Annotated in this window: 23 protein-coding genes; 14 read left to right on the top strand and 9 right to left on the bottom strand. The window is 71.0% G+C overall.

Annotated features, from left to right (window positions below; genetic code table 11):
* Positions 1 to 301: 301 nt before the first annotated feature.
* From OU996_RS05555 to OU996_RS05590, 8 genes are read left to right on the top strand one after another with little or no spacing between them, the layout of a single operon-like run.
* The gene (locus OU996_RS05555) at positions 302 to 1,645 is read left to right on the top strand and encodes an SLC13 family permease (protein WP_267584644.1); all 1,344 of its coding nucleotides are present in this window, start codon (positions 302 to 304) and stop codon (positions 1,643 to 1,645) included.
* Positions 1,646 to 1,655: 10 nt separating this feature from the next.
* A complete protein-coding gene (mdcA, locus tag OU996_RS05560; RefSeq protein ID WP_267584645.1) occupies positions 1,656 to 3,314 on the top strand; it encodes a malonate decarboxylase subunit alpha in 1,659 nt (552 codons plus the stop codon).
* A gap of 3 nt (positions 3,315 to 3,317) precedes the next feature.
* Positions 3,318 to 4,166 carry a triphosphoribosyl-dephospho-CoA synthase gene (locus OU996_RS05565; protein WP_267584646.1) on the top strand — a complete coding sequence of 283 codons (849 nt, stop codon included), beginning with the start codon at positions 3,318 to 3,320 and terminating at the stop codon, positions 4,164 to 4,166.
* A 3-nt stretch (positions 4,167 to 4,169) separates the two neighbouring features.
* Positions 4,170 to 4,457, top strand: coding sequence for a malonate decarboxylase subunit delta (locus tag OU996_RS05570; protein WP_267584647.1), 288 nt, complete (start codon positions 4,170 to 4,172; stop codon positions 4,455 to 4,457).
* Complete coding sequence (locus OU996_RS05575) at positions 4,454 to 5,296, top strand: biotin-independent malonate decarboxylase subunit beta (protein WP_267584648.1); 843 nt, start codon at positions 4,454 to 4,456, stop codon at positions 5,294 to 5,296. Before OU996_RS05570 ends, OU996_RS05575 begins: the two co-directional genes overlap by 4 nt.
* Entirely contained in the window at positions 5,296 to 6,102 is an 807-nt protein-coding gene (gene mdcE / locus OU996_RS05580; RefSeq protein WP_267584649.1) for a biotin-independent malonate decarboxylase subunit gamma, read from the top strand. The genes OU996_RS05575 and mdcE overlap by 1 nt, the downstream gene beginning before the upstream one ends.
* A complete protein-coding gene (locus OU996_RS05585) occupies positions 6,093 to 6,734 on the top strand; it encodes a malonate decarboxylase holo-ACP synthase (protein WP_267584650.1) in 642 nt (213 codons plus the stop codon). Before mdcE ends, OU996_RS05585 begins: the two co-directional genes overlap by 10 nt.
* 7 nt (positions 6,735 to 6,741) lie before the next feature.
* A complete protein-coding gene (locus OU996_RS05590) occupies positions 6,742 to 7,674 on the top strand; it encodes an ACP S-malonyltransferase (protein WP_267584651.1) in 933 nt (310 codons plus the stop codon).
* On the opposite strand, the gene OU996_RS05595 is transcribed toward OU996_RS05590, so the two are convergent.
* The 3 genes from OU996_RS05595 to OU996_RS05605 form a co-directional block, all read right to left on the bottom strand.
* Positions 7,641 to 8,351: a DUF2161 domain-containing phosphodiesterase gene (locus OU996_RS05595; protein WP_267584652.1), complete on the bottom strand. Its 711-nt coding sequence runs from the start codon at positions 8,349 to 8,351 to the stop codon at positions 7,641 to 7,643. The two genes, OU996_RS05590 and OU996_RS05595, sit on opposite strands and share 34 nt — an antisense overlap.
* 596 nt (positions 8,352 to 8,947) lie before the next feature.
* The gene (locus OU996_RS05600; protein WP_267584653.1) at positions 8,948 to 10,057 is read right to left on the bottom strand and encodes a transglycosylase SLT domain-containing protein; all 1,110 of its coding nucleotides are present in this window, start codon (positions 10,055 to 10,057) and stop codon (positions 8,948 to 8,950) included.
* A 121-nt stretch (positions 10,058 to 10,178) separates the two neighbouring features.
* A complete protein-coding gene (locus tag OU996_RS05605) occupies positions 10,179 to 10,628 on the bottom strand; it encodes an RrF2 family transcriptional regulator (RefSeq protein WP_267584654.1) in 450 nt (149 codons plus the stop codon).
* 230 nt (positions 10,629 to 10,858) lie between these two features.
* Here OU996_RS05605 and OU996_RS05610 point away from each other — a divergent pair, with 230 nt between their 5' ends.
* The 5 genes from OU996_RS05610 (at position 10,859) to OU996_RS05630 (ending at position 15,972) form a co-directional block, all read left to right on the top strand.
* Positions 10,859 to 12,730: a heavy metal translocating P-type ATPase gene (locus tag OU996_RS05610; RefSeq protein WP_267584655.1), complete on the top strand. Its 1,872-nt coding sequence runs from the start codon at positions 10,859 to 10,861 to the stop codon at positions 12,728 to 12,730.
* Positions 12,731 to 12,802: 72 nt separating this feature from the next.
* Entirely contained in the window at positions 12,803 to 13,300 is a 498-nt protein-coding gene (locus tag OU996_RS05615; protein ID WP_267584656.1) for a hypothetical protein, read from the top strand.
* The gene (locus tag OU996_RS05620; protein ID WP_324290738.1) at positions 13,297 to 14,139 is read left to right on the top strand and encodes a glycosyltransferase family 2 protein; all 843 of its coding nucleotides are present in this window, start codon (positions 13,297 to 13,299) and stop codon (positions 14,137 to 14,139) included. The genes OU996_RS05615 and OU996_RS05620 overlap by 4 nt, the downstream gene beginning before the upstream one ends.
* Positions 14,136 to 14,426: a lipid-A-disaccharide synthase N-terminal domain-containing protein gene (locus OU996_RS05625; RefSeq protein ID WP_267584657.1), complete on the top strand. Its 291-nt coding sequence runs from the start codon at positions 14,136 to 14,138 to the stop codon at positions 14,424 to 14,426. The genes OU996_RS05620 and OU996_RS05625 overlap by 4 nt, the downstream gene beginning before the upstream one ends.
* On the top strand, positions 14,410 to 15,972 hold the full coding sequence (locus OU996_RS05630) for an ArnT family glycosyltransferase (RefSeq protein WP_267584658.1): 1,563 nt from the start codon (positions 14,410 to 14,412) through the stop codon (positions 15,970 to 15,972). The genes OU996_RS05625 and OU996_RS05630 overlap by 17 nt, the downstream gene beginning before the upstream one ends.
* 3 nt (positions 15,973 to 15,975) lie before the next feature.
* Here the strand turns inward: OU996_RS05630 and OU996_RS05635 are convergent, their stop codons facing one another.
* The 4 genes from OU996_RS05635 to OU996_RS05650 are packed head-to-tail and all read right to left on the bottom strand — an operon-like array spanning position 15,976 to position 18,929.
* Positions 15,976 to 17,367 carry an ATP-binding protein gene (locus tag OU996_RS05635; protein ID WP_267584659.1) on the bottom strand — a complete coding sequence of 464 codons (1,392 nt, stop codon included), beginning with the start codon at positions 17,365 to 17,367 and terminating at the stop codon, positions 15,976 to 15,978.
* The gene (locus OU996_RS05640; protein ID WP_267584660.1) at positions 17,364 to 18,038 is read right to left on the bottom strand and encodes a response regulator transcription factor; all 675 of its coding nucleotides are present in this window, start codon (positions 18,036 to 18,038) and stop codon (positions 17,364 to 17,366) included. Before OU996_RS05640 ends, OU996_RS05635 begins: the two co-directional genes overlap by 4 nt.
* 22 nt (positions 18,039 to 18,060) lie before the next feature.
* Positions 18,061 to 18,645 (bottom strand): cytochrome b/b6 domain-containing protein, encoded by a 585-nt coding sequence (locus OU996_RS05645; protein ID WP_267584661.1) that lies wholly within the window; start codon positions 18,643 to 18,645, stop codon positions 18,061 to 18,063.
* On the bottom strand, positions 18,645 to 18,929 hold the full coding sequence (locus OU996_RS05650; protein ID WP_267584662.1) for a PepSY domain-containing protein: 285 nt from the start codon (positions 18,927 to 18,929) through the stop codon (positions 18,645 to 18,647). The genes OU996_RS05645 and OU996_RS05650 overlap by 1 nt, the downstream gene beginning before the upstream one ends.
* A gap of 203 nt (positions 18,930 to 19,132) precedes the next feature.
* On the opposite strand from OU996_RS05650, the gene OU996_RS05655 reads away from it, so the two are divergent.
* Entirely contained in the window at positions 19,133 to 19,699 is a 567-nt protein-coding gene (locus OU996_RS05655; protein WP_267585609.1) for a tyrosine-protein phosphatase, read from the top strand.
* On the opposite strand, the gene OU996_RS05660 is transcribed toward OU996_RS05655, so the two are convergent.
* Together OU996_RS05660 and OU996_RS05665 are read right to left on the bottom strand one after the other, a co-directional pair.
* Positions 19,684 to 19,863 (bottom strand): DUF2256 domain-containing protein, encoded by a 180-nt coding sequence (locus OU996_RS05660; RefSeq protein WP_267584663.1) that lies wholly within the window; start codon positions 19,861 to 19,863, stop codon positions 19,684 to 19,686. The genes OU996_RS05655 and OU996_RS05660 overlap by 16 nt on opposite strands.
* Before the next feature lie 33 nt (positions 19,864 to 19,896).
* A complete protein-coding gene (locus tag OU996_RS05665; protein ID WP_267584664.1) occupies positions 19,897 to 20,595 on the bottom strand; it encodes an SDR family NAD(P)-dependent oxidoreductase in 699 nt (232 codons plus the stop codon).
* Between the last annotated feature and the right edge of the window lie 12 nt (positions 20,596 to 20,607).

The raw sequence follows: 20,607 nt of genomic DNA on the forward strand, positions 1-20,607 counted from the left end.
CGGCGGGCGAGAAAGGTGGCGAGTCAACGGGCCGCCCCGAGCTTTGTCAATGATGGGCGGATGCAGTGCCGAGCATCTCGTTCATCCGAACGCCTGTCGCGAATACGTAGTTAGCATTCTTGTATACAAAAATGTTGACAGGTTATGCGCACGGGTCATGATCCCCGGCAGCAGGGATCAACACAACGCCTGCAATGGGGAACGCCAATGACGAGAGAGCAGGAGACCGTCCGCGGATGCGGGCGGGGCCGGATGAGCCATGTCCCATGTGTCGCGAGGCTTCGCATCCGGGAGGTCGACCATGTCGCATGAGATGCTGTCGATCCTCGGCCTTGCCGCCATGTTCGTGGTGGCGACCATCCTGCCGGTCAATATGGGCATCCTCGCCTTTGCCGGCGCGTTTCTCGTGGGTACGACCCTCGCCGGGCTGACGACGGCGAAGATCCTGTCCTTCTTCCCGTCTGGCCTGTTCCTGACGCTGGTCGGCATCACTTATCTCTTTGCCATCGCCCAGAACAACGGCACCATCGACTGGCTGGTGCGCCTCGCCGTGCGGGCGGTGCGCGGCCATGTGATCGCGATCCCGTGGGTGATGTTCCTGGTGGCAGCGGCGCTGACATCGGTGGGCGCGGTGAGCCCCGGCGCGGTCGCGATCATCGCCCCGATCGCGCTCGGCTTCGCCGTCAAATACGGCATCAGCCCGCTGCTCATGGGCCTGATGGTGATCCATGGCGCTCAGGCCGGCGGCTTTTCGCCGATCAGCATCTATGGCGGCATCACCAATGGCGTCGTGGCGAAGGCGGGGCTTCCGCTCGACCCGATCGTTACCTTCCTCGCGAGCTTCGCCGTCAATGGCGGCGTCGCGGTGCTGCTGTTCTTCGCGCTGGGCGGGATGAAGCTCATCGGGCAGCAGGTGCACATGGCCGGTGCCCCCGCCGGCGCCGGCTACCCGGCCGCGACCCCGCCGCGCTATGGTGACGCGGAAACCGAGGCCATCACGCTGGAGCGGCGCATCGCCGAGGGCGGTGTCGCCAGCAACGACCCGATGGCCAATAACCGCTTCTACCAGCTCTCCACGCTGGCCGGACTGATCCTCCTCGCGGTTCTCACTCTTGTCTACAAGCTCGATATCGGCTTCTGCGCCATCTCCATCGGCCTCGTCCTGTCGCTCATGGCGCCGACGCTCCAGCGCAAGGCGGTGGCGCAGGTCACCTGGCCGGAGATCGTGCTGATCACCGGCGTCTCGACCTATGTTGGCGTGATGGAGGCGATGGGCACCATCAGCTATGCCGCCAACAGCGTCGCGGGTCTCGCCTCGCCGCTCATGGCGGCCCTTGTGCTGTGCCTGATCGGCGCGGTGGTCTCGGCCTTTGCCTCATCCACGGCGGTGCTGGGCTCGCTGATCCCGCTGGCGGTGCCGTTTCTTCATGCCGGCACGGGCGTCGATGCCATCGGCTTCATCGCCGCCATGGCGGTGTCCTCGACTATCGTCGATGTGAGCCCCTTCTCGACCAATGGGGCGCTGGTGCTGGCCAACTCGCCGGAAGCCTCGCGCGACGGCTTCTTCAAGCAGCTGCTCGGCTACGGGGCGCTGGTCACCGTCATCGCACCCTTCGTGGTGTGGTTCCTGTTCGTCGTATTGTGAGGACATGCCGATGACGCAACCGGGCGCGGAGAAGCCCGCTCGCTCATGGTCGAGCCGGCGGGAGGACAAGGAGCGGCGGCTCACGCGCGTCGCGCCCTTCGCGGATGGTCGCGTGCTGAGGACCGGGGACATCGTCGCGGCGCTGGAGGCGGTTCTCGCCTCCGGCGACCGGGTTGCCCTGGAAGGGGACAACCAGAAGCAGGCGGACTTCCTGTCGCGCTCGCTGGCCAAGGTCGATCCGGCCAAGGTGCATGATCTGCACATGCTGGTCTCCAGCATCTCGCGGCCCGAGCAGATCGACATTTTCGAGACCGGTATCGCCCGGCGCATCGACTTCGCCTATGCCGGGCCGCAGAGCCTGCGGGTGGCGCAGCTGCTGGAGGATGGCAAGCTCGAGGTCGGCGCCATCCATACCTATGTCGAGCTCTATGCCCGCATGTTCGTCGACCTGACGCCGCGCGTGGCGCTGGTGGCGGCCGAGAAGGGCGACCGGCACGGCAACCTCTATACCGGCGCCAACACCGAGGACACGCCCACCATTGTCGAGGCGACGGCCTTTGGCGGAGGCATCGTCATCGCGCAGGTCAACGAGATCGTCGACGCCCTGCCGCGCGTCGACATTCCCGGCTCCTGGGTGGATTTCATCGTCAAGGCCGACACGCCGGCCGCCATCGAGCCGCTGTTCACCCGAGACCCGCGCCTCATCACCGAGCAGCACATATTGATGGCGATGCTGGCGATACGCGGCATCTATGAGCGCCACGGCGTGGTCTCGCTCAATCACGGCATCGGCTTCAACACCGCCGCCATCGAGCTGCTGCTGCCGACCTATGGCGCCCAGCTTGGCCTCAAGGGCAAGATCTGCCGCCACTGGACGCTGAACCCACATCCGACCCTCATCCCTGCGATTGAGAGCGGCTGGGTGGAAAGCGTCCATTGCTTCGGCGGCGAGGTCGGCATGGAGCGCTATATCGAGGCGCGCTCCGACGTGTTCTTCACCGGCCCCGATGGCTCGCTGCGCTCCAACCGGGTGCTGTGCCAGCTGGCTGGCCAATATGCCGTCGACATGTTCATCGGCGCGACGCTGCAGATCGACGGCGACGCCAACTCATCGACCGTCACAGCCGGCCGTCTCGCCGGCTTCGGTGGCGCGCCCAATATGGGGCACGACCCTGGCGGGCGGCGCCATGCCAGCGCGGCCTGGCTCGCCATGAAGACCGACCCGCGCCCCACCGCGCGCGGCCACAAGCTGGTGGTGCAGATGGCCGAGACGTTCCAAGCCGGCGGCGTGCCGACCTTCGTCGAGGAGCTGGACGCGGTTGCCGTCGGGCGCGCGGCGGGAATGCCCATCGCGCCGGTGATGATCTACGGCACGGACGTCTCGCATGTCGTGACCGAGGAGGGCGTGGCCTATCTCTACCTCGCCCGCGACGAGGAGGAGCGCCGCGCCGCGCTCGCCGCCGTGGCGGGCGTCAGCCCTATCGGCCTCAAGCATGATGCCTCCCGCACCCAGGATCTGCGGCGCCGGGGGCTCGTGGCCTATCCCGAGGATCTCGGCGTGCGGCCGACCGACGCCAAGCGCTCGCTGCTGGCGGCCCGGAGCATCGACGATCTGGTCACCTGGTCGGGCGGGCTCTACCAGCCGCCCGCGCGTTTCAGGAGCTACTGAGCCATGGTCCAAGCCCTCCATTTACCGGTTCGGCTGCACCCGGCCGACAGGCTTGCCGATCTCGCCGTGGCGGCTCTCATCGCCGAGGCCGAGCTGACGCCGAAGCCCGGTCTGGTCGATGCCCGCGGCCCGGGCGCCCATGCCGATATCGACCTCGCGACGCTGCTCTCTTCCGCCGAGGCCCTGCGCGGCTGTTTCCGCAATCTTGCGCTCGCGGGTTCCGGGCAGGCACCATCGCCGGAACTGCGCGAAGAACTCGCGCGCATCGGCCGTGTGGGCGAGGAGGCGATGTACCGCGTGACCGGCGGCGCCAACACTCATCGCGGCGCCATCTGGGCGCTCGGCCTGATGGTGGCTGCCGCTGCATTGCGACCGGACGAGACGGACCCGGATGCGGTTTGCGCCCTGGCCGGTGCGATCGCCCGCTTTCCCGACCGCCACGCCCCGGAAGCTGCGACCCATGGGGCGCGGGCCTGCCGTGTCTACAAGGTCGCCGGCGCGCGCGGTGAGGCCTGGCAGGACTTTCCCCATGCGCGTCTGGCTCTCGCCACGCTGCGTGAGCGCCGTGCCGCTGGCCATGCGGAGGAGGCCGCGCGGCTCGATGCGCTGATGGCGGTGATGGCCCGGCTGGACGATACCTGCCTGCTGCACCGTGGCGGCCGGCGCGCCCTGCGCGTCGCCCGGCTCGGCGCGCGCGCGGTGCTCGCGGCGGGCGGCGCCGGCGCCCCGACCGGACGTGCCGCGCTGCTCGGGCTCGACCGCCGCCTGCTGGCGCTGAACGCCTCCCCCGGTGGGGCGGCCGACATGCTGGCCGCCGCGCTTTTCCTTGACCGCCTCGATCGGGAGGGCTGAGCGATGGAGACCCTCGACCTCACCTTTCCCGGCACCCGACCCGTTACCCGGCGCGCCCATGTCGGCGTCGTCGCCTCGGGCGATCTCGAAGTGCTGCTCTGGCCAGCGGAGACCACGACGGTGCGGGTGCGGACCAGCGTCGATGGCTTCGGCGCGGTGTGGCGTGAGACCCTCGCCCGCTTCTTCGCCCGCTACCCGGTGGCGGTGCGCGTGGAGATCAACGATGCCGGCGCCACGCCGGGCGTCGTGGCGCTGCGTCTGGCGCAGGCGCTTGAGGAGACCGAGTCATGACCCGTGTCGCCGACCTGCTCACCCGCGCCAGCTTCGTCGAGATGAACGCCCGCGAGCGCGCCCGCAGCCTGCTCGATGCCGGCACGTTCCGCGAATTGCTCGGTCCCTTCGAGGGGCTGGAATCGCCCTGGCTGCAGCGGCAGGGCGTGGTGCCGCAGAGCGATGACGGGGTCGTGGTCGCCCGCGGCACGCTGGGCGGCGTGCCGGCGGTGGTCCTCGCCATCGAGGGCGCGTTCCAGGGCGGCAGCACGGGCGAGGTCTCCGGCGCCAAGATCGCCGGCGCCCTTGAACTCGCGCTGCGCGATGTCGAGGCGGGCAAGCCCATCCGGCCGGTGCTGCTGTTCGAGACCGGCGGCGTGCGGCTGCAGGAGGCCAATCTCGGCCTTGCCGCCATGGCCGACATTCACGCGGCGCTGATTGCGCTGCGCCGGCATGTGCCGGTGGTGGGCGTCATAGCCGGCATGGTTGGCTGCTTCGGCGGCATGTCGATCACGGCGGGCCTCGTCAGCCGCCTCATCATGACGCGGCAGGGCCGGCTTGGCCTGAACGGTCCGGAGGTCATCGAGCAGAATGCCGGCATAGCCGAGCTGGACAGCCGCAACAAGCCGCTGATCTGGAGGCTGACCGGCGGCGAGATACGGGTCGCCACCGGCTTTGCCGACGTGCTGGTGGAGGATGACGCGCAGGCCATTGCGGGTGAGGTGCGGGTCGCCTTCGCGGCGGGCGCGCCGGCCGAGCCGAACAGCGCGCGCGTCGCGTTCTGGCAAGCCCGATTGGCGGAATTGCCACCCAGCGCGGACGGCGCGGCGCTGCGGACCCTTTGGGCGGGAGACGATTGATGGGTGAGGTTTTGAGCCTGCGCGGCCGGCACTGGTTCGAGGCGCTGACGGACGGCGTGACGCCGCTTGCCGGCGGCATTCCCTCGGTTCTCGCCGCGGATATCCCGCTCGGATCGGACATGGCGCGCGTCATCGCCGTGGTGCCGGATCCCAACAATCGGTTGCCGCGGGCGCGCCAGGGCGAGATCGGCATTGACGAAGGCTGGGCCATCGCCCGGCGCGTGCGCGAGGCGATCGACGGCAGCGCCCGCCCCATCCTTGCGGTGGTCGATGTGCCGAGCCAGGCCTATGGCCGCATGGAGGAACTTCTCGGCATCCATCTCGCCTGCGCCGCTGCGGTTGACGCCTATGCCACGGCCCGGCTCGCCAGCCATCCCGTGGTGTCGCTGGTGGTCGGCAACGCGCTGTCCGGCGCCTTCCTCGCCCATGGCTATCAGGCCAACCGGGTGCTGGCACTCGATGACCCGCACGTGTCGATCCATGCCATGGGCAAGGCGGCCGCCGCCCGCGTCACGCGCCGCAGCGTCGCCGATCTGGAGCGGCTGGGGCAGGAGATCCTTCCTCTCGCCTATGACGTCGCTTCCTTCGCCAAGCTCGGCCTGCTGCATGAGCTGATCGGCGGGGTGGATGCGGATGCGCCTCCGCCCGCCGATGTGGCGCGAGTGCGGGAGCGCATCGTCGCCGCCATCGCCGATGCGCGGCACGGGCCGCCCGATCTCTCCAGCCGGCGCGGTTCGGCGGCGGCGCAGCAGAACCGGGCCGCCTCCATCGCCGTGCGCGCGAGGCTCGCGGCCGAATGGGACTGACCGAGCTTCGGGTCCACGACCTGCTGCAGGTTCCTTCCCCGGATGCGGTGGAGGTCGTGGACCCGCCCTTGTGGCTTGCCGGGGCGCTGGCGGCGGCGCCCTGGGTGGTGGTGCGCCGCGCCGGGCCCCGTCACGGCCGGGTCGCTGTCGGGATACGCGGCGCCATGCGGGACCAGCGTTGCGCGGCCTATCTCGATCCCGCCCATATCCGGCAGCGCGTCGCGCCGGAGGATCTCGTGGCCCGCGCGGCATGGGAGACGGCGCCACGCCGCGTCCAGCCGGTGCTGATGGAACTCGCCCGCCGCGCGTCGGCCTTCACGGCGACCGGCCTTAGCTGGGGCATCGCCGGCGGTGCCGGGTTCGAGCTGGCGACCGGGATGCCGGTCCTCAGCGATTCCAGCGATCTCGACCTGGTCCTGCGCGGCACGGCGCCGCTTCCCGAAACGGCGCTCACAGCCTTTGCGTCACTGGCGGGAGAGGCCGCGTGCCGGATCGACGTTCTGGTGGAAACGTCGGCCGGCGGCTTCTCGCTGGCGGAATATGTGGGCGCATCTGACACGCTCCTGCTGCGCCAGCCGGACGGCGCCCGGCTCATCGCCCGCGCGAGCCTGCGGGCCGGTGTCGCGCCATGAGGCTCGGATGATGCGCACCGCTCTCATCTTCCCCGGCCAGGGCGCCCAGCGCGCCGGGATGCTCTCGGCGCTGCCGGACCATGCCGCCGTCCATGCGACGCGCAGCGAGGCCGCCGAGGTGCTCGGGCAGGACTGGCGCGAACTGGAAACTAATGACGCGCTCGCCGGCGCGCGCGCCGCGCAGCTCGCCTTGCTCATCGCCGGCGTCGCCACGGCGCGCTTGCTGGCGTCGGCAGGGGCGGCCATTGATGTCGTGCTCGGCCAGTCGGTCGGCGCCTTCCCGGCGGCGGTGGCGGCGGGATGCCTGAGCTTCGCCGATGCGCTCACGCTGGTACGTGCGCGGGCCAGCCACATGGCGAGCCTGTACCCGAGCGGGTTCGGCATGGTCGCCATCATCGGCCTGCGGGCCGTGCGGGTGGCCGACATCGTCAGGCAGAGCGAGGCGGACGGGGCTCTCTACGTCTCGAATTATAATGGCCCGCTTCAAACCGTGATTTCCGGCGCCGACGCAGCGCTTGAGGCGGCGGTCGAGGCGGCGCTCGCGGCGGGCGCGCGCAAGGGGGAGCGGCTGCACATCGCCACCCCCTCGCATTGCCCTTTGCTCGCGCCGGTGGCCGCGGAGCTGAGGGAAGTGTTGCGGGGCATTCCCCTCCAGCCGCCGCGCATCGCCTATGCCAGCGCCAGCCGGGCGCGGCTCATCACCGATCCGGCCGCCATCGCCGAAGATCTCGCGGCCAATGTCGCCGAGCCTGTGCGCTGGCACGACGCCGCCAGCCTTCTGGTGGAGCGCGGCGTCGAGCTTTTCCTGCAGGCCCCGCCCGGCACTGTGTTGTGCGATCCGGTGAGCGAGGCCCATCCCGCCCTGCGCAGCGTCGCGCTCGATGGTCTATCGCTGGATTCCGCGCTTTATCTGGCGCGGGGCGACGGAGCGTCCGCCTGAGGCGCCTGCGGGCCCTCCAGGGGTGGCGCATCCGCCAGCCACGCCGCCAGGGCGCCGCGCCCAGCTTCGGTCAGCGCATAGATGCCGCGTTCGGCGCGCTCGAACCAGCCATAGACATTGCGGTGCAGGATCTTCTGCGCGTCCGGCAGGGTGGGGCGCAGATCGCGCGGGCGGCGTGGCGCGGCCTCCAGCGCCGCCGCGCAGGCGAGCGCCTGCTGGCGATAGGCGGTCATCACCGGCTTGCGCGTACCGCCCCCGGCGACCGGATCGCCCTGCCGGCGCTTGTGTTCCTCGACCAGCCGGGAGCGGCGGCGCGGATCCTTGCGCGGCAGGGCCGCAGTGGGGGAGATGAGAATCTCGACGCGCCCATCAGCGCTGATGCCGAGCAGGCCGAGCCCGAGGCGGCGGCACAGATTGCGGAAGCGCGGATCGCTCTCGCGCCCCCTGCCGCGCGCGGAGAGTTTCGCCGCCAGCCACACCTCGTCGCCAATTGCCAGTCGGTCGACGCCCTGCAGCACCAATTCAAGATTGAAGGTCAGCTTCAACTCGCCGATGACGACCACCGGCGGCTCATCAGGGCGCAGGCCGACGACGTCGCACGGGCCGATCTCGCCCTTGACGCTGTAGCCGAGCGCCTCAAGGAAGCGCTTCACGGGTTCATAAAGGGCGGTTTCCACGGGCACCTCACCGCCCGCGCCTAGCATGATTCCGGCGGGGAACGGGAGGGCTTTGCGGCGACTGGGTGCGTCGGCCACCGGCGTATCGGCTGTGAGTGTGCACTATCCGGGAGGCGAAGACCGAGCCATGCGCGGCCAGTGGCGACGATTACCGCGTCGAAGACTTGTTGCTCGCGCGCACCGCGCCGGCGGTCGAGCAGACTGGCGCGAATCGTGTCGCCCTCCCGCGCGTCGGCTTCGCAGCCGGACGGGGTTGCGGCCCAGGCCGGTGCCGCACCTGGCAGCTCGCGCGCGCCTGTGGCAGGCCGAGGCGCGGATCGCCGGCTGGATCTTGCCGCCGCTGCTGGTCGCGGCCCGAGAGGCGCTGGCGCGCGGGGGGGTACGTCGCCCCCAACGTCCCGCCGGCGCCCACCGCCATCGCGCTGGCCGGGCTTCGGGTCGGCGGGCTGATCGGGCTCGTCTTCGGCATCGCGCCGCTGACCGCCAAGGTGATCGCCGACCAGCATTCGTGGCTGACACCTTCTTCGATCTGGGCCTGCTGCCGACGAAAATCGTGGTGGCCAACGCGGTGATCCGCACCGGCGGCTGAACCGGGCTTACTGGACCGGTGGGGCGGCGTGCGTCGCCTCGTCGCTTGCCGTCTCGCCCTCGACCGTGCCGGTGGCCGGCGTCGCCGTCTCGGTGGAGGCGGTGCGGATCAGCGAGGCGAGCAGGCGCTTGCGCTTGGCCTCGTAGTAATAGCCCTTGGAATAGAGCACCACGGCGCGCGTCTCGTCGCGCCCGGCGGTGCGGTAGGCATTGGCGAGATAGGCCACCGCATAGGTCATGTTGGTGTCGGCATCGAGCAGGTCTTTCGGCTCGCCGCGAAAGCCGAGGGCGCGGGCGGTGTCGACGCGTATCTGCATGAGTCCCCAATAGGGCCCGTTGCGCCGGGTCGGCTCGAACTTGCTCTCGCGCCACGCCACACGGCGCACCAGCCATGTCGGTACATCGTAGCGCGCGGCGTGGCGCTCGATCAGCGCCTCGATATGCGGGGGCGCGCGGTCGGCCGTGGCGCGCGTCGCGGCGGGCTCCGGCGTGTCGTCGATCGGCCGGGCGGCGTCTTCCTGTTCCGCCCCGGCCGCCTCATCCTCGGGCGCGGCCTCAGCGTCCGCTGCGGCTTCCGGCTTGGGCGCGCGCAGCATAGCCAAGCCGGCGGCAGGCGGCGGCGCGAAGGCGAGAGGCTCAGCTGCACGGGGCTCGGGGGTGTCTGGCTCGGCGGCGCGCGGTGGCGGAAGGGGCGCGATGGAGGCGAGAACGATGCGCTTCTCGGCCAGACGCTTGGGCGGCAGCGGCACCACGGCGAGCTCGGCCGTAGGCGCCGCCACGGCGGGGGAAGCTATGGCCGGCGCGGGCGCCGCGGTCCTTGCCGCTACCGTGCCTACCGGCCGCTGGAGGCTGGTGGCGGTCGCCTGTGCCGGCGGTCGGGCGACGAAATGTTCGGTCGGCAGGCTTGCGGCGGGCGGCTCAACGAGCCAGTCGCCATAGGAGGGCGCGACCATGGCCGCACCGGCGCCGGGAACGAGCAGCGCCAGCGTCACGGTGCTGCCCGCTGGAGCGACGAGCGGGCCCCCGGCGCCCTGGCTCGGGCGCGCATCGGTCGCCCTTGCGGTGCCGGGTACTGTGGCGACGAGGCCAGCTGCCGCGAGCGCGACGGCGGTGAGCACAGGGGACCGTCCGCCGGCCCGCCAATATGTCGTTCGCTGTTTCACGCGTGCTGACTAGCACAGTTCGCCGCGTGTCGAAACGTTGCCGCCGCACCGCAGGTCGCCCGCGCTTCCCGACGGGTCAGATGTGGTACATCAGGTCGATGTCGGCATTGTCGGAAAAGGCCAGCATGTCCTTGAGCGACATGCGGTCGAGAATGTCCGACATGGCGTCGCGCACCTTGGTCATGGTGATGCGCACGGCGCAGCTGCCGAGGTCGCGGCAGTCCTGGCAGGGCACATAGGCGCTCTTGCTGGCGCAGCCGATCGGTGCCAGCGGACCATCCAGCACGCGGATGATGTGGCCGACGCGGATATCGGTGATCGAGCGCGAGAGCGCATAGCCGCCGCCCGGCCCCTTGCGCGAGCGCAGCATGCCGGCATTGCGCAGGTCGAGAAGAATGGCGTCGAGGAACTTCTTCGGAATGTTGTTCGCCGTGGCGATCTCCTGGCCGAGAGAATTCTTCCCTTCCGGTTGACGGGCAAGGTACAGCATTGCCTTAAGGCCATACTTGCCCCTGTTGGTCAGCATGTGCGGTCGGTCCTCGGCCGATGATGGGAGGGCTCCGCGAATGTGGCGCCTTGTTCTTCATGTGCCAGTCTCGTGCGGCCCAATCAACGGGCCGCGCCCGTGTGATGGCCGGCGCATGCGGTTTCCCGCCGTCCGGTCGGCGCTGGACGGGGGGTAGCGCCCGGCGCATCATCAACCGGCGCGCGCGTCCTCGCCGCCGCGGCGGTGCGCCGCGCGCGGGGAGCGCGGCGATGCAACCGGTAAACACCGACCATAAGGGCCGGATTCGCACGACGCTGCTCGCTGTCGCGGCGGGCGGGCTGGCGATCGGCCTCGCCCTGCACTTCGGCGGGCTGGCGGGCGGCGCCATACTCGCCTGGCGGCTCGGTGTGCTGCCGGTGCTGGCGGGGCTGGTGGTGGAGATCATCAGCAGCCTGCGGCGTGGCGAGGTCGGGCTCGACATCGTCGCCGCCCTTGCCATGGGCGCCGCGCTGGCGGCGGGGGAAACGCTCGCCGCTGCCGTCGTGGCGCTGATGTATTCCGGCGGCAGCTTTCTGGAGAGCTTCGCCGAGGGCCGGGCCCGGCGCGAGATGCAGGCTTTGCTCGCCCGCGTGCCGCGCACCGCGACGCGCTATGGTGACACTGGCCTCACCGAGGTGCCGCTCGCCGCCATCGCCCCCGGCGACCGGCTGCTGATCCGCCAGGGCGATGTCGTGCCGGTGGATGGCACGGTGGCGACGACTTCCGCCTTTCTCGACACCGCCGCGCTCACCGGCGAGTCGCTGCCCCAGCGGCTGGCGCGCGGTGCCGAGGCGCTGAGCGGGGCGACCAATGCGGGCGAGGCGTTTGATCTTCTCGCCACAAGGCGGGCGCAGGAGAGCACCTATGCCGGCATCGTGCGGCTGGTCGATGAGGCGCAGCGCTCCAAGGCGCCGATGGCCCGGCTCGCCGACCGTTGGTCGCTCGGCTTCCTCGCCGTCACGGTCGCGCTGGCGACGGCGGCCTATGTCGCGACCGGCGACCCGATCCGCGCCGTCGCCGTGCTGGTGGTGGCGACGCCCTGCCCGCTGATCCTCGCCGTGCCGGTGGCGCTGGTCGCCGGCCTGTCGCGCGCCGCGCAGTTCGGCGTGCTCATCAAGGGTGGCGCGCCGCTGGAAGCGATGGCCCGGGTGCGCACGCTGATCCTCGACAAGACCGGCACGCTCACGCAGGGCCGGCCGGAGATCGTCACCCTCGCCCCGGTTGCCGGCGGCACGGCGGACGAGATGCTGCGCCTCGCCGCCGGGCTGGAGCAAGCCTCGCAGCACCCGATGGCGCGGGCGCTGGTGGCGAGCGCGCGGGCGCGTGGTCTCACCCTCGCCTTGCCCGAGGCGGTGGAGGAACTACCGGGCGAGGGGCTTTCCGGCACGGTGGAGGGGCGAGGCGTCGCGGTGGGCGGGCCGGCCTATATCGCCGCGCGTCTCGCCACCGCGATGCCGGCGCCGCCGCCGCACATGGCGGGTTCCGTGCTGGTCGCCATCGCGCTCGACGGGGGGCTAGCCGGTTACATCGTCATGGCCGATCCGCTGCGGGAGGGCGTGGGCGCCGTGCTGGCCGGGCTGCGGGCGCAGGGCATCGCCCGCCTGCTGCTGGCAACCGGCGACCGGGCCGAGGTCGCCGCGCGCATCGCCGGCGGGCTCGGGCTCGACGGCCTGCATAGCGGGCTCTCCCCGGACCAGAAGGTCGACCTGGTGCGCGCCGAGCGCCGGCACGGCCCGGTGATGATGGTCGGCGACGGGGTGAACGACGCCCCGGCGCTCGCCGCCGCCGATGTCGGTGTCGCCATGGGCGCGCGCGGCGCCGCCGCCAGTGCGGAGGCCGCCGATGTGGTGCTGCTGGTCGACCGCATCGACCCGCTGGTGGCGGGCCTCGCCATCGCCCGCGGCGCGCGCGCCATCGCGCTGCAGAGCGTGGCGGTGGGTATCGGCCTGTCGGTGCTCGGCATGGTGGCGGCGGCGTTCGGCTATCTCGCCCCGGTGCAGGGCGCGCTGCTTCAGGAGGCGATCGACGTCGCCGTCATCCTCAACGCGCTGCGGGCGCTGCGCCTCATGCCGCCCGGAGTGGCGAAGGGCGCGGGGGGGTGATGCGACCGACAGAACTTCGACAGGTTGAGGGAGCTAGGCGACAGGGGGGAGCAAGATGAAGGGAGGGGCAAAGTGCCCGATCGTGCTGAGACCCGGCGTGTCCGCCACCGCCTCGCCCGCCGCATCCGTCAGGTCCGTGCCTGTTTCACCCCGCTCTGCTTCATCAACGGCGCCGCCGCGGCCTGCGTGGCCATCACCAGCCTGTTGGCGCCGGGTGGCTCTGCCGCTCATATCATTGCTGGCGGCATCGGCGCCGCGCTGGTGATCGCCGGCCTGTTCTGGGCGGCCGACCACGCCGGCGGCCGGCCCGGCCTGCGTCTGCCCGCCATATCGCTGCTGCTGACCGTGCTGTCGGTGGTCAGCCTCGGCGGCGCGATGATGACCGGGGTGCATCTGGCGGTGGCGCCAGAGCTGGATCTGGCGAGCGCGGCCAGCCTGCATGGCCGCATGGCCCTTCTGGCGCTGCTGTGCGCGCCGCTGGGCCTTGCCGGCGCCGTGCAGCTGCGGCTCGCCCGACTTCCCAGAGCGTCCGCGCCGCCGGCACCGACTTTGTCCCTCGGTGCGCGATGACGGTGGCGGTCGACATGGAGAGCTTCCACCCGTCCAGAACCGCCCCGGCGACCGCGATGCCGGAGGCGCGCGCGCCGTTTGCCGCCGCATGGGTGCTCCCGGGGGCGATGCCGGCGCCGGGCCTGCCCGACATCTCCGTGGTCATCCCCGCGCGCGACGAGGCCGGCGCCATCGCGCCGCTGCTGGCCGAGATTGCCGCCGCGCTGGCCGGGGAGCACTATGAGATCATCGTGGTGGATGACGGCTCGGCCGACGCCACGGCGGCCGTCGTCACCGAGGTCGCGGCGGCACAGCCGGAAGTGACGCTGCTGCGCCATCGCCGCTCGCACGGCCAGAGCGCGGCCATCCGTTCCGGGGTGGACGCGGCGCTCGGCTGGATTATCGTCACCCTCGACGCCGACGGGCAGAACGACCCGGCCGACATTCCCGCTTTGCTCGCGCTCTACCGCGACGCCACCCGCGGGCCGTATGTGCGCATGATCGCCGGCCAGCGGCGGCGGCGCAATGACAGCGTCGTCAAGCGCCTGTCCTCGCGCATCGCCAACCGGGTGCGCGGCGCGCTGCTCGGCGACGGCATCGTCGATACCGGCTGCGGGCTGAAAGTGTTCGATCGCGCCACCTATCTGCGGCTTCCCTATTTCGACCACATGCACCGGTTCCTCCCGGCTCTGGTGCAGCGCGAAGGCGGCGTGGTATTAACTCACCCGGTGAACCACCGCCCGCGCTCCGCCGGCCGCTCCAAATACGGCACCTGGAACCGGCTCTGGGTCGGCCTCATCGATCTCGCCGGGGTGATGTGGCTGACGTCGCGCATGAGCCGGCCGGAGGTGCATTCATGATCGCGGGTCTCTGGCTGGGTATCGGTCTTGTCGGGCAGGCCATGTTCTCGGCGCGCTTCCTCGTCCAGTGGTGGGCGAGCGAGCGCGAGGGGCGCAGCGTCATCCCGCACAGCTTCTGGTATCTGAGCATCGCCGGCTCGCTGAGCCTCGTCGCCTACGCGCTCTACCAGCGCGACCCGGTGTTCATCATCGGCCAAGGCGCGGGCCTTGCCATCTACATGCGCAACATCCGCCTGATCCGCCGTCAGAGCCGGGCGCCGGAGGCGCGGGTTGAAAGCGCCGCCTGAGGGCTTCGTCCCTGCCCCTGCCAAAAGTGTCGCCGGCCCGCTCGCGTTGGCCCTCGCTTTGTCCGTGTTCACCGTCGCGCTGACGCTGACGTTGCGTGGGGCCTATCCCGTCGACGAGACGCGCTATCTCACCGTCGCCTGGGAGATGTGGAACTCCGGCGACGCGGTGCTGCTGCATCTCAATGGCGAGCCCTACAGCCACAAGCCGCCGCTGCTGTTCTGGCTGATCAACCTCGCCTGGCACGTCACTGGCCCGCAGGAATGGAGCGCCCGGCTGATGCCGGCGCTGTTCCTGCCCTTGAGCGTGCTGGCGACCTACCGGCTCGGCCGCGATCTCGCCGGCCCGGTGCTGGGCGCCCGCGCGGCGCTGGTGCTGGCCGGCTTTACCGTCTACGCCGCGCTCGCCGCTTCGGTGATGTTCGACGCCATGCTGACGCTGGCCACCATCACCGCGCTGATCGGCCTGTTGCGCGCCGGCCGGCATCAGCCGCGCGGCTGGGCGCTGTTCGGCGTCGCGCTGGCGCTCGGCCTGCTCGCCAAGGGGCCGGTGATGCTGGTGCATGTGCTGCCGGCCGCGCTGCTCGCCCCGCTCTGGGTCGAGGGCGCGATGAACTGGCGGCGCTGGTATGGGCTGACGCTCGGCACGGCGCTGCTCGCCGGCATCCCCGTGCTGGCCTGGGCGCTGGCGGCGGGCGGCGCGGGCGGCGGGGAATTCGCCGGCACGCTCCTGTGGCACCAGACAGCGGGCCGCATGGTCGAAGCCTTCGCCCATCGTCGGCCGTTCTGGTTCTATCTGCCGCTGCTCCCGCTGCTGCTGTTCCCCTGGTGGTGCCTCCAGGGCTTCTGGAACCGGGCGGCGCTCGCCCCGCTGTGGCGGGAGCGGGCGTGGCGGCTGCCGGTCATCATGGCCGCCGGCACCTTCCTCATCATGTCGGCGATCTCCAGCAAGCAGCTGCATTATCTGTTGCCGGTGCTGCCGGCGGCGGCGCTGATCCTTGCCCGGCTGATCGGCGACGCCCCGCGCCGCAGCGAGACCGGGCCGGCGCTCGCCGTGCTGATCGCGGGGCTCGCCTTGCTGGCGGGCGCGCTGCTGGCGCCGCGCTACCCGCAGCTTCTGCCGCCGCTGGCGGTGGGACCGGGCCTGCTGCTGATCGCGCTCGCCGTGCCGGTCTGGGCGCTGCGCCAGCGGTGCTGGAGCGCCGGCGCGGCCGTGACGGGCGCGCTGCTGCTGGCTGGCTTTCTCGAAGCAGGAATGGGACGCGTGCCGGCCTTCGATCTCGCGCCGCTGGTCGCCCGGCTCGACACGGCGCGGCCGATCGCGGTGGTCGGTATCTATGAGGGCGAGATCGGCTATCTGGCGCGGCTCACCCGCCCGGTCGACCTGCCGACCCTCGCCGAACTGCCGGCCTGGCGCGCCGCCCATCCCGACGGGCAGATCATCGCGCGCTTCAAGCCCGGTCTGGCGCCGCTGGCTGAGCCGCCGCTCTGGGAGCAGCCCTTCGTCAAGGAGCGGCTCGCTCTGTGGCCGGCAAGCCCGGCGCGCTGAGCCTCACGCGGCCTCGGTAGCGGGGAAACTTATGCGGGCCAGTGTGCCGCGCTCCGGCGCCCGGCCGATCTCGAAGCGGGCGCCGTGCAGCTCGCAGATGCGGCGCACGATCTCCAGCCCGATGCCGAGCCCGCCGGCCGGCTTGTAGAAGCCCGGCGCGTCCTCGCGCGTCACGCCGCCAAAGCCGATGCCGTCATCGGCCACCTCGACGCTGCCATCGGGCGCGGAGGCGACGCGGATGGCGACGCCCCGCCCGCCATGGCGCACCGCGTTCTCGATGAGGTTGCGCACCGCGTCGCGCAGCAGCGGCGCGTAGCCGGCGACCACCGGATCGGTCGACGCCTCGAAGCCGATGGAGGCGCCGGCGCCATAGACGAAGGCGGCGGTGGAGCCGACGACTTCCTCCAGCAGGCGGTCGACATGAACCGGGGCGAAGCCACGCTTGTCCACCGCCTCCAGCCGCGCCAGCGCGACCATCTGCTCGAGGAAGCGCGAGAGTTCATCCACCTCGTGGAGCGCCTGGCGCGCGCGCGGGTGGTCGATGCGCTCCAGTTCCAGCCGGACCACGGCGAGCGGGGTGCGGATTTCGTGCGCGATGGCCGAGGTGAACAGCTTCTGCCCGGCGACCAGCGCGCGGACCCGTTCATAGGACCGGTTCACCGCCCCGGCGAGCTGGGCGATCTCGCGCGGCATGCCGTCGGTCGGCAGGCCGCTATCGGGCTTCATCGGGTCAAGCTGCTCGGCGGCGAGGGCGGCGGCGCGCACGGGTTTGAGCGCGGTGTGGATGGAGTAGAGGCTGGCGCCGAGCACGAAGATCAGAGTCATGCTCATCGGCACCAGCATGTGCTCGGTCACCTCGTCGGCGAAGACGCCCCAGAGCGCGCCCTGCGGATCGCCGTCAATGGCCACCTCGATGAACGCCCGCCGCCCGCCGATCTCCACCGTATGGCCGCCGGCGAAGGTCAGCGGGTAACCCTCGCGCAGGATGCGCATCCAGAAGCTCGGCGGGTTGAGATCGAGCGGGAGGAAATGCTCGGTGCAGGATTCGTCGCAATGCGAGAACAGGATGACGCCGGAGGGCGTGCGCACCCGCGCGACATAGCCCGAGCCTTCCACGTCGTAGCGGCGGGCGAGGTCTTCCGGCAGCTCGTAGCGCAGCGCCGAGCCGTTCAGGGAGAAGCCCTCGGCCAGTGCCTGCGTCTCGCGCTCCAGCAGCAGGCGCGAGAGATTGTCGGGATCGGCGGCGTATTCGGCCACCACCGCCACGAGCTGGGCGAGCATGGCGAGCAGCGTGAACAGCACGATGCGCTGGGCAACCAGCACGCCGAGCGCGCGCCGACCGGTGCGGGCGTTCTGGCGGCGCGTGCCGGCGCCTAAGCCCTTGCTTGTGGTCATGCCTCGGTCTCGCGCAGCAGATAGCCGACGCCCCGCACCGTCTCGATGGCGATGCCGGCGTCATGGGCGGCGATCTTCTTGCGCAGGCGCGAGAGATGCAGGTCGATGGCGTTGGCCGAGATGTCCTCGTCGAAATCGGAGAGCTTGTGCTCCAATACGCGCTTGGGCGTGACCTTGCCGAAATCGCGCATGAGTATTTCCAGCACGGCGCGCTCGCGCGGGGTGAGCGGCAGGATCTCCTCGCCGCAGCTCACCTCCAGCCGGGAGAGGTCGAAGCGCAGCCGCCCGGCCTCCAGCACCGGCGCCATGGTGGGCGCCCGGCGCAGCAAGGCCCGGGAGCGGGCGAGCAGTTCGCCATTGTTGAACGGCTTGGTGAGATAGTCGTCGGCGCCGGCGTCCAGGCCGGCGATGCGCTCGTCGATCGCCCCGCGCGCGGTGAGCACGAGGACGGGAATGGTGCTGCGCTTGCGGCGGATGGCGCGCAGAAAGTCGAGCCCGTCGCCATCCGGCAGGCCGAGGTCGAGTAGCACGAGGTCGTAGGCATTGGTCTCGACGGCGGCCTCGGCCTCTTCCAGCGAGGCCACCGTGTCGATCCGCCAGCCGGCCTGGCGGATCGTCTCGCTCACCAGCTCGCGCAGCCGCTCGCTGTCCTCGACCAGAAGGAGCCTCATGCCAGGCTCCCCCTCGCATCGTTCAGGCGCGGCGCTTGCGGCCGGTGATCATCGACAGCACGAGGTTCTCGCGGTGGCGATGGCTCTCGACGAGCGCCGCCAGCGCGTGCAGCAGCGCCAGGACCAGGATGGAATTGGCGAGCCATTCGTGCGTCTCCTCCAGCCAGTCCTCGCCCCAGAAGGCGTCGAGCCCCATCATCCACCCGCTGACGCAGGTGGCGGCGAGCAGGGCCATCAGCGCGAGCATCATCACCGCACCGGCGGGATTGTGCCCCAGCATGCGCGGCTCGCGGCCCTTGGCAAGAGCGGAGAGATACCGCCCGAGCCGGCGCGGGCCGGGAACGAACTGCGCGAAGCGCGCGTAATGCGTGCCGATGAAGCCCCAGATCACCCGCACCACCAGAACCGCGGCCACGACATAGCCGATGATCTGGTGGAGCGATTCGCCGTCCTCGACGACGAAGAGGTTCAGCAGGCACCCGGCGACCACGGTCCAGTGGAAGATCCGGACCACCGGATCCCACACCACGACCTCAGGGGAGGCCGTGGTTGAGGCGCTGGCCGGGCCGCGCGCGGCGGCACCGGCAGTGGGGGCGGGGCCGGTCATCAGTCGATCTCGGACTTCACGACCGCGCCGGAGACCGGGTTGAAATAGACCTCGGCCTTCTTGCCGTCCTTGGTGTAGCCGTAGATCTCGTAGCAGCTGCCGGAGACCTTGAAGGTCTTGATCTTCTGATAGCCCATCTCGGCGACCTTCGCCTTCATGGCGTCTTCGGTCATCCACTTGTCCTTGGCCTCGGTGGTGCAGGCCGGGCCGGCATAGGCGGCGATCGGGGCGACGACCGGAGCGATCAGGAACGCGGCGGTGAGGCTGGCGGCGAAAAGGCGCATCGGGTTAAGTCCTCAAGCAACATCGGCGACTTGCCGACGGCGAGAGACTTCGCCGCGTAAACCTGTCGGTGAACTGTCGTCCTCGCCAAGAAATGAGAAGCGAATGAGCGCCGCTCGATTGGTCATTTCTGACAGCTTCCCGACAGGAACAGCGCGCGACACAGGCCCCGACCAAGTGTCCGGGGAGATGACGCGTGCGGGGGATGTGGGGGCGGATCGGGCGTGGCGCGGCCTGGCTGGGGATGGCCATTTTCGGCGCCGCCGCGCTCTATGCCGGCGTGACCGTGGCGCAGGGCAATCTTCACGCGGTGATCCCCGGCGAGCTCTACCGCTCCGCCACGCTGTCCGGGCCGCAGCTCGAGGCGACGCTGAGCGGGCTCAACATCCGCACCATCGTCAATCTGCGCGGCGCCTCGCCCGATCAGGGCTGGTATCGCGAGGAGGTCCGCCTCGCCAGCACGCATGGCGCGACGCTGATCGACCTGCCCTGGTCCGCGCGCCGCGAACTGACCGATGCGGAGGTCGCCGATTTCATGGCGCGCCTCAAGGACGCCCCGCGCCCGATCCTCATCCATTGCCGCTCCGGCGCCGACCGCACGGGCCTCGCCGCCGCGCTCTACCTCGCCGCCATCAAGCGTTCGGACGAGGAAACCGCCGAGAGCCAGCTCTCGCTGTGGTTCGGCCATATCGCCCTGCCGTTTACGCCCTTCTACGCCATGGACGAGACCTTCGAGCGGCTGGAGCCGAGCCTAGGCTATTTCGACAGCTGATCGCGGGGCGCCGGTGTCGCCGGGGGACGGGCGCGCCGGCAGCGCTCGGAGCAGAAGCGCACCGCCTCCCAGTCCCGCGCCCATTTGCGGCGCCAGGCGAAGGGCCGCCCGCAGGCGGCGCAGGGCTTGGTCGGCAGTTCCGCCTTGCGGCGCATCCGGCTCATGGTGCCCAGCTCATGGCGGCGACACCCGGCCGCTCACCACGGAATGGTCTCGCCGCGCCAGTCGACAAAGCCGCCGCTCTGGTCGGGCGCGAGACCGTCAACGACCGCCAGAAGCTGCGCCGCCGCCTCCGCCGGCGTCTGCGCCGGGTGGTCCGGCCGGGCGAAGGGGGCGGAGAGCGGGGTCGCGACCGAACCGGGATGCAGCGCCACGCAGATCGCCTCGGGCGCGCGGCGGGCCAGCTCGATGGCGGCGGTGTGGACGAACTGGTTCAGCGCCGCCTTCGCCGCCCGGTAGCCGTACCAGCCGCCGAGCCGGTTGTCGCCGATCGAGCCGACCCGCGCCGACAGGGTGGCGAAGACCGCGCGCCCGCTGCGCGGCAGGGCCGGCAGCAGGTGCTTCATCAACAGAGCGGGTCCGATGGCGTTGATGGCGAAGCTCTCGACGAGATGGCCGGCATCGAGCTCGCGCCAGCTCTTTTCCGGCCGGTAGTCTCCCGTGTGCAGCATGCCGGTGGCGTCGATGGCGAGACGGATCTCGCCGTGCCCGGCGGCATGGACGACCGCGCGCTCAAGGCTCGCCTCGTCGGTCAGGTCGATCGAAACCGGCGTGCGCCGCCCGAAGGCCAGCACGGAGTCATACCGGCCGGACGACTGGAGCGTCGCCACGAGGGCGGTGCCGATGCCGCCGGTGGCACCGAAGACGACGGCGCAGCTTCGGGGTTCGGTGGTCATCGGGCACCTGTG

Source organism: Ancylobacter sp. SL191 (assembly GCF_026625645.1).
Taxonomy (GTDB): domain Bacteria; phylum Pseudomonadota; class Alphaproteobacteria; order Rhizobiales; family Xanthobacteraceae; genus Ancylobacter.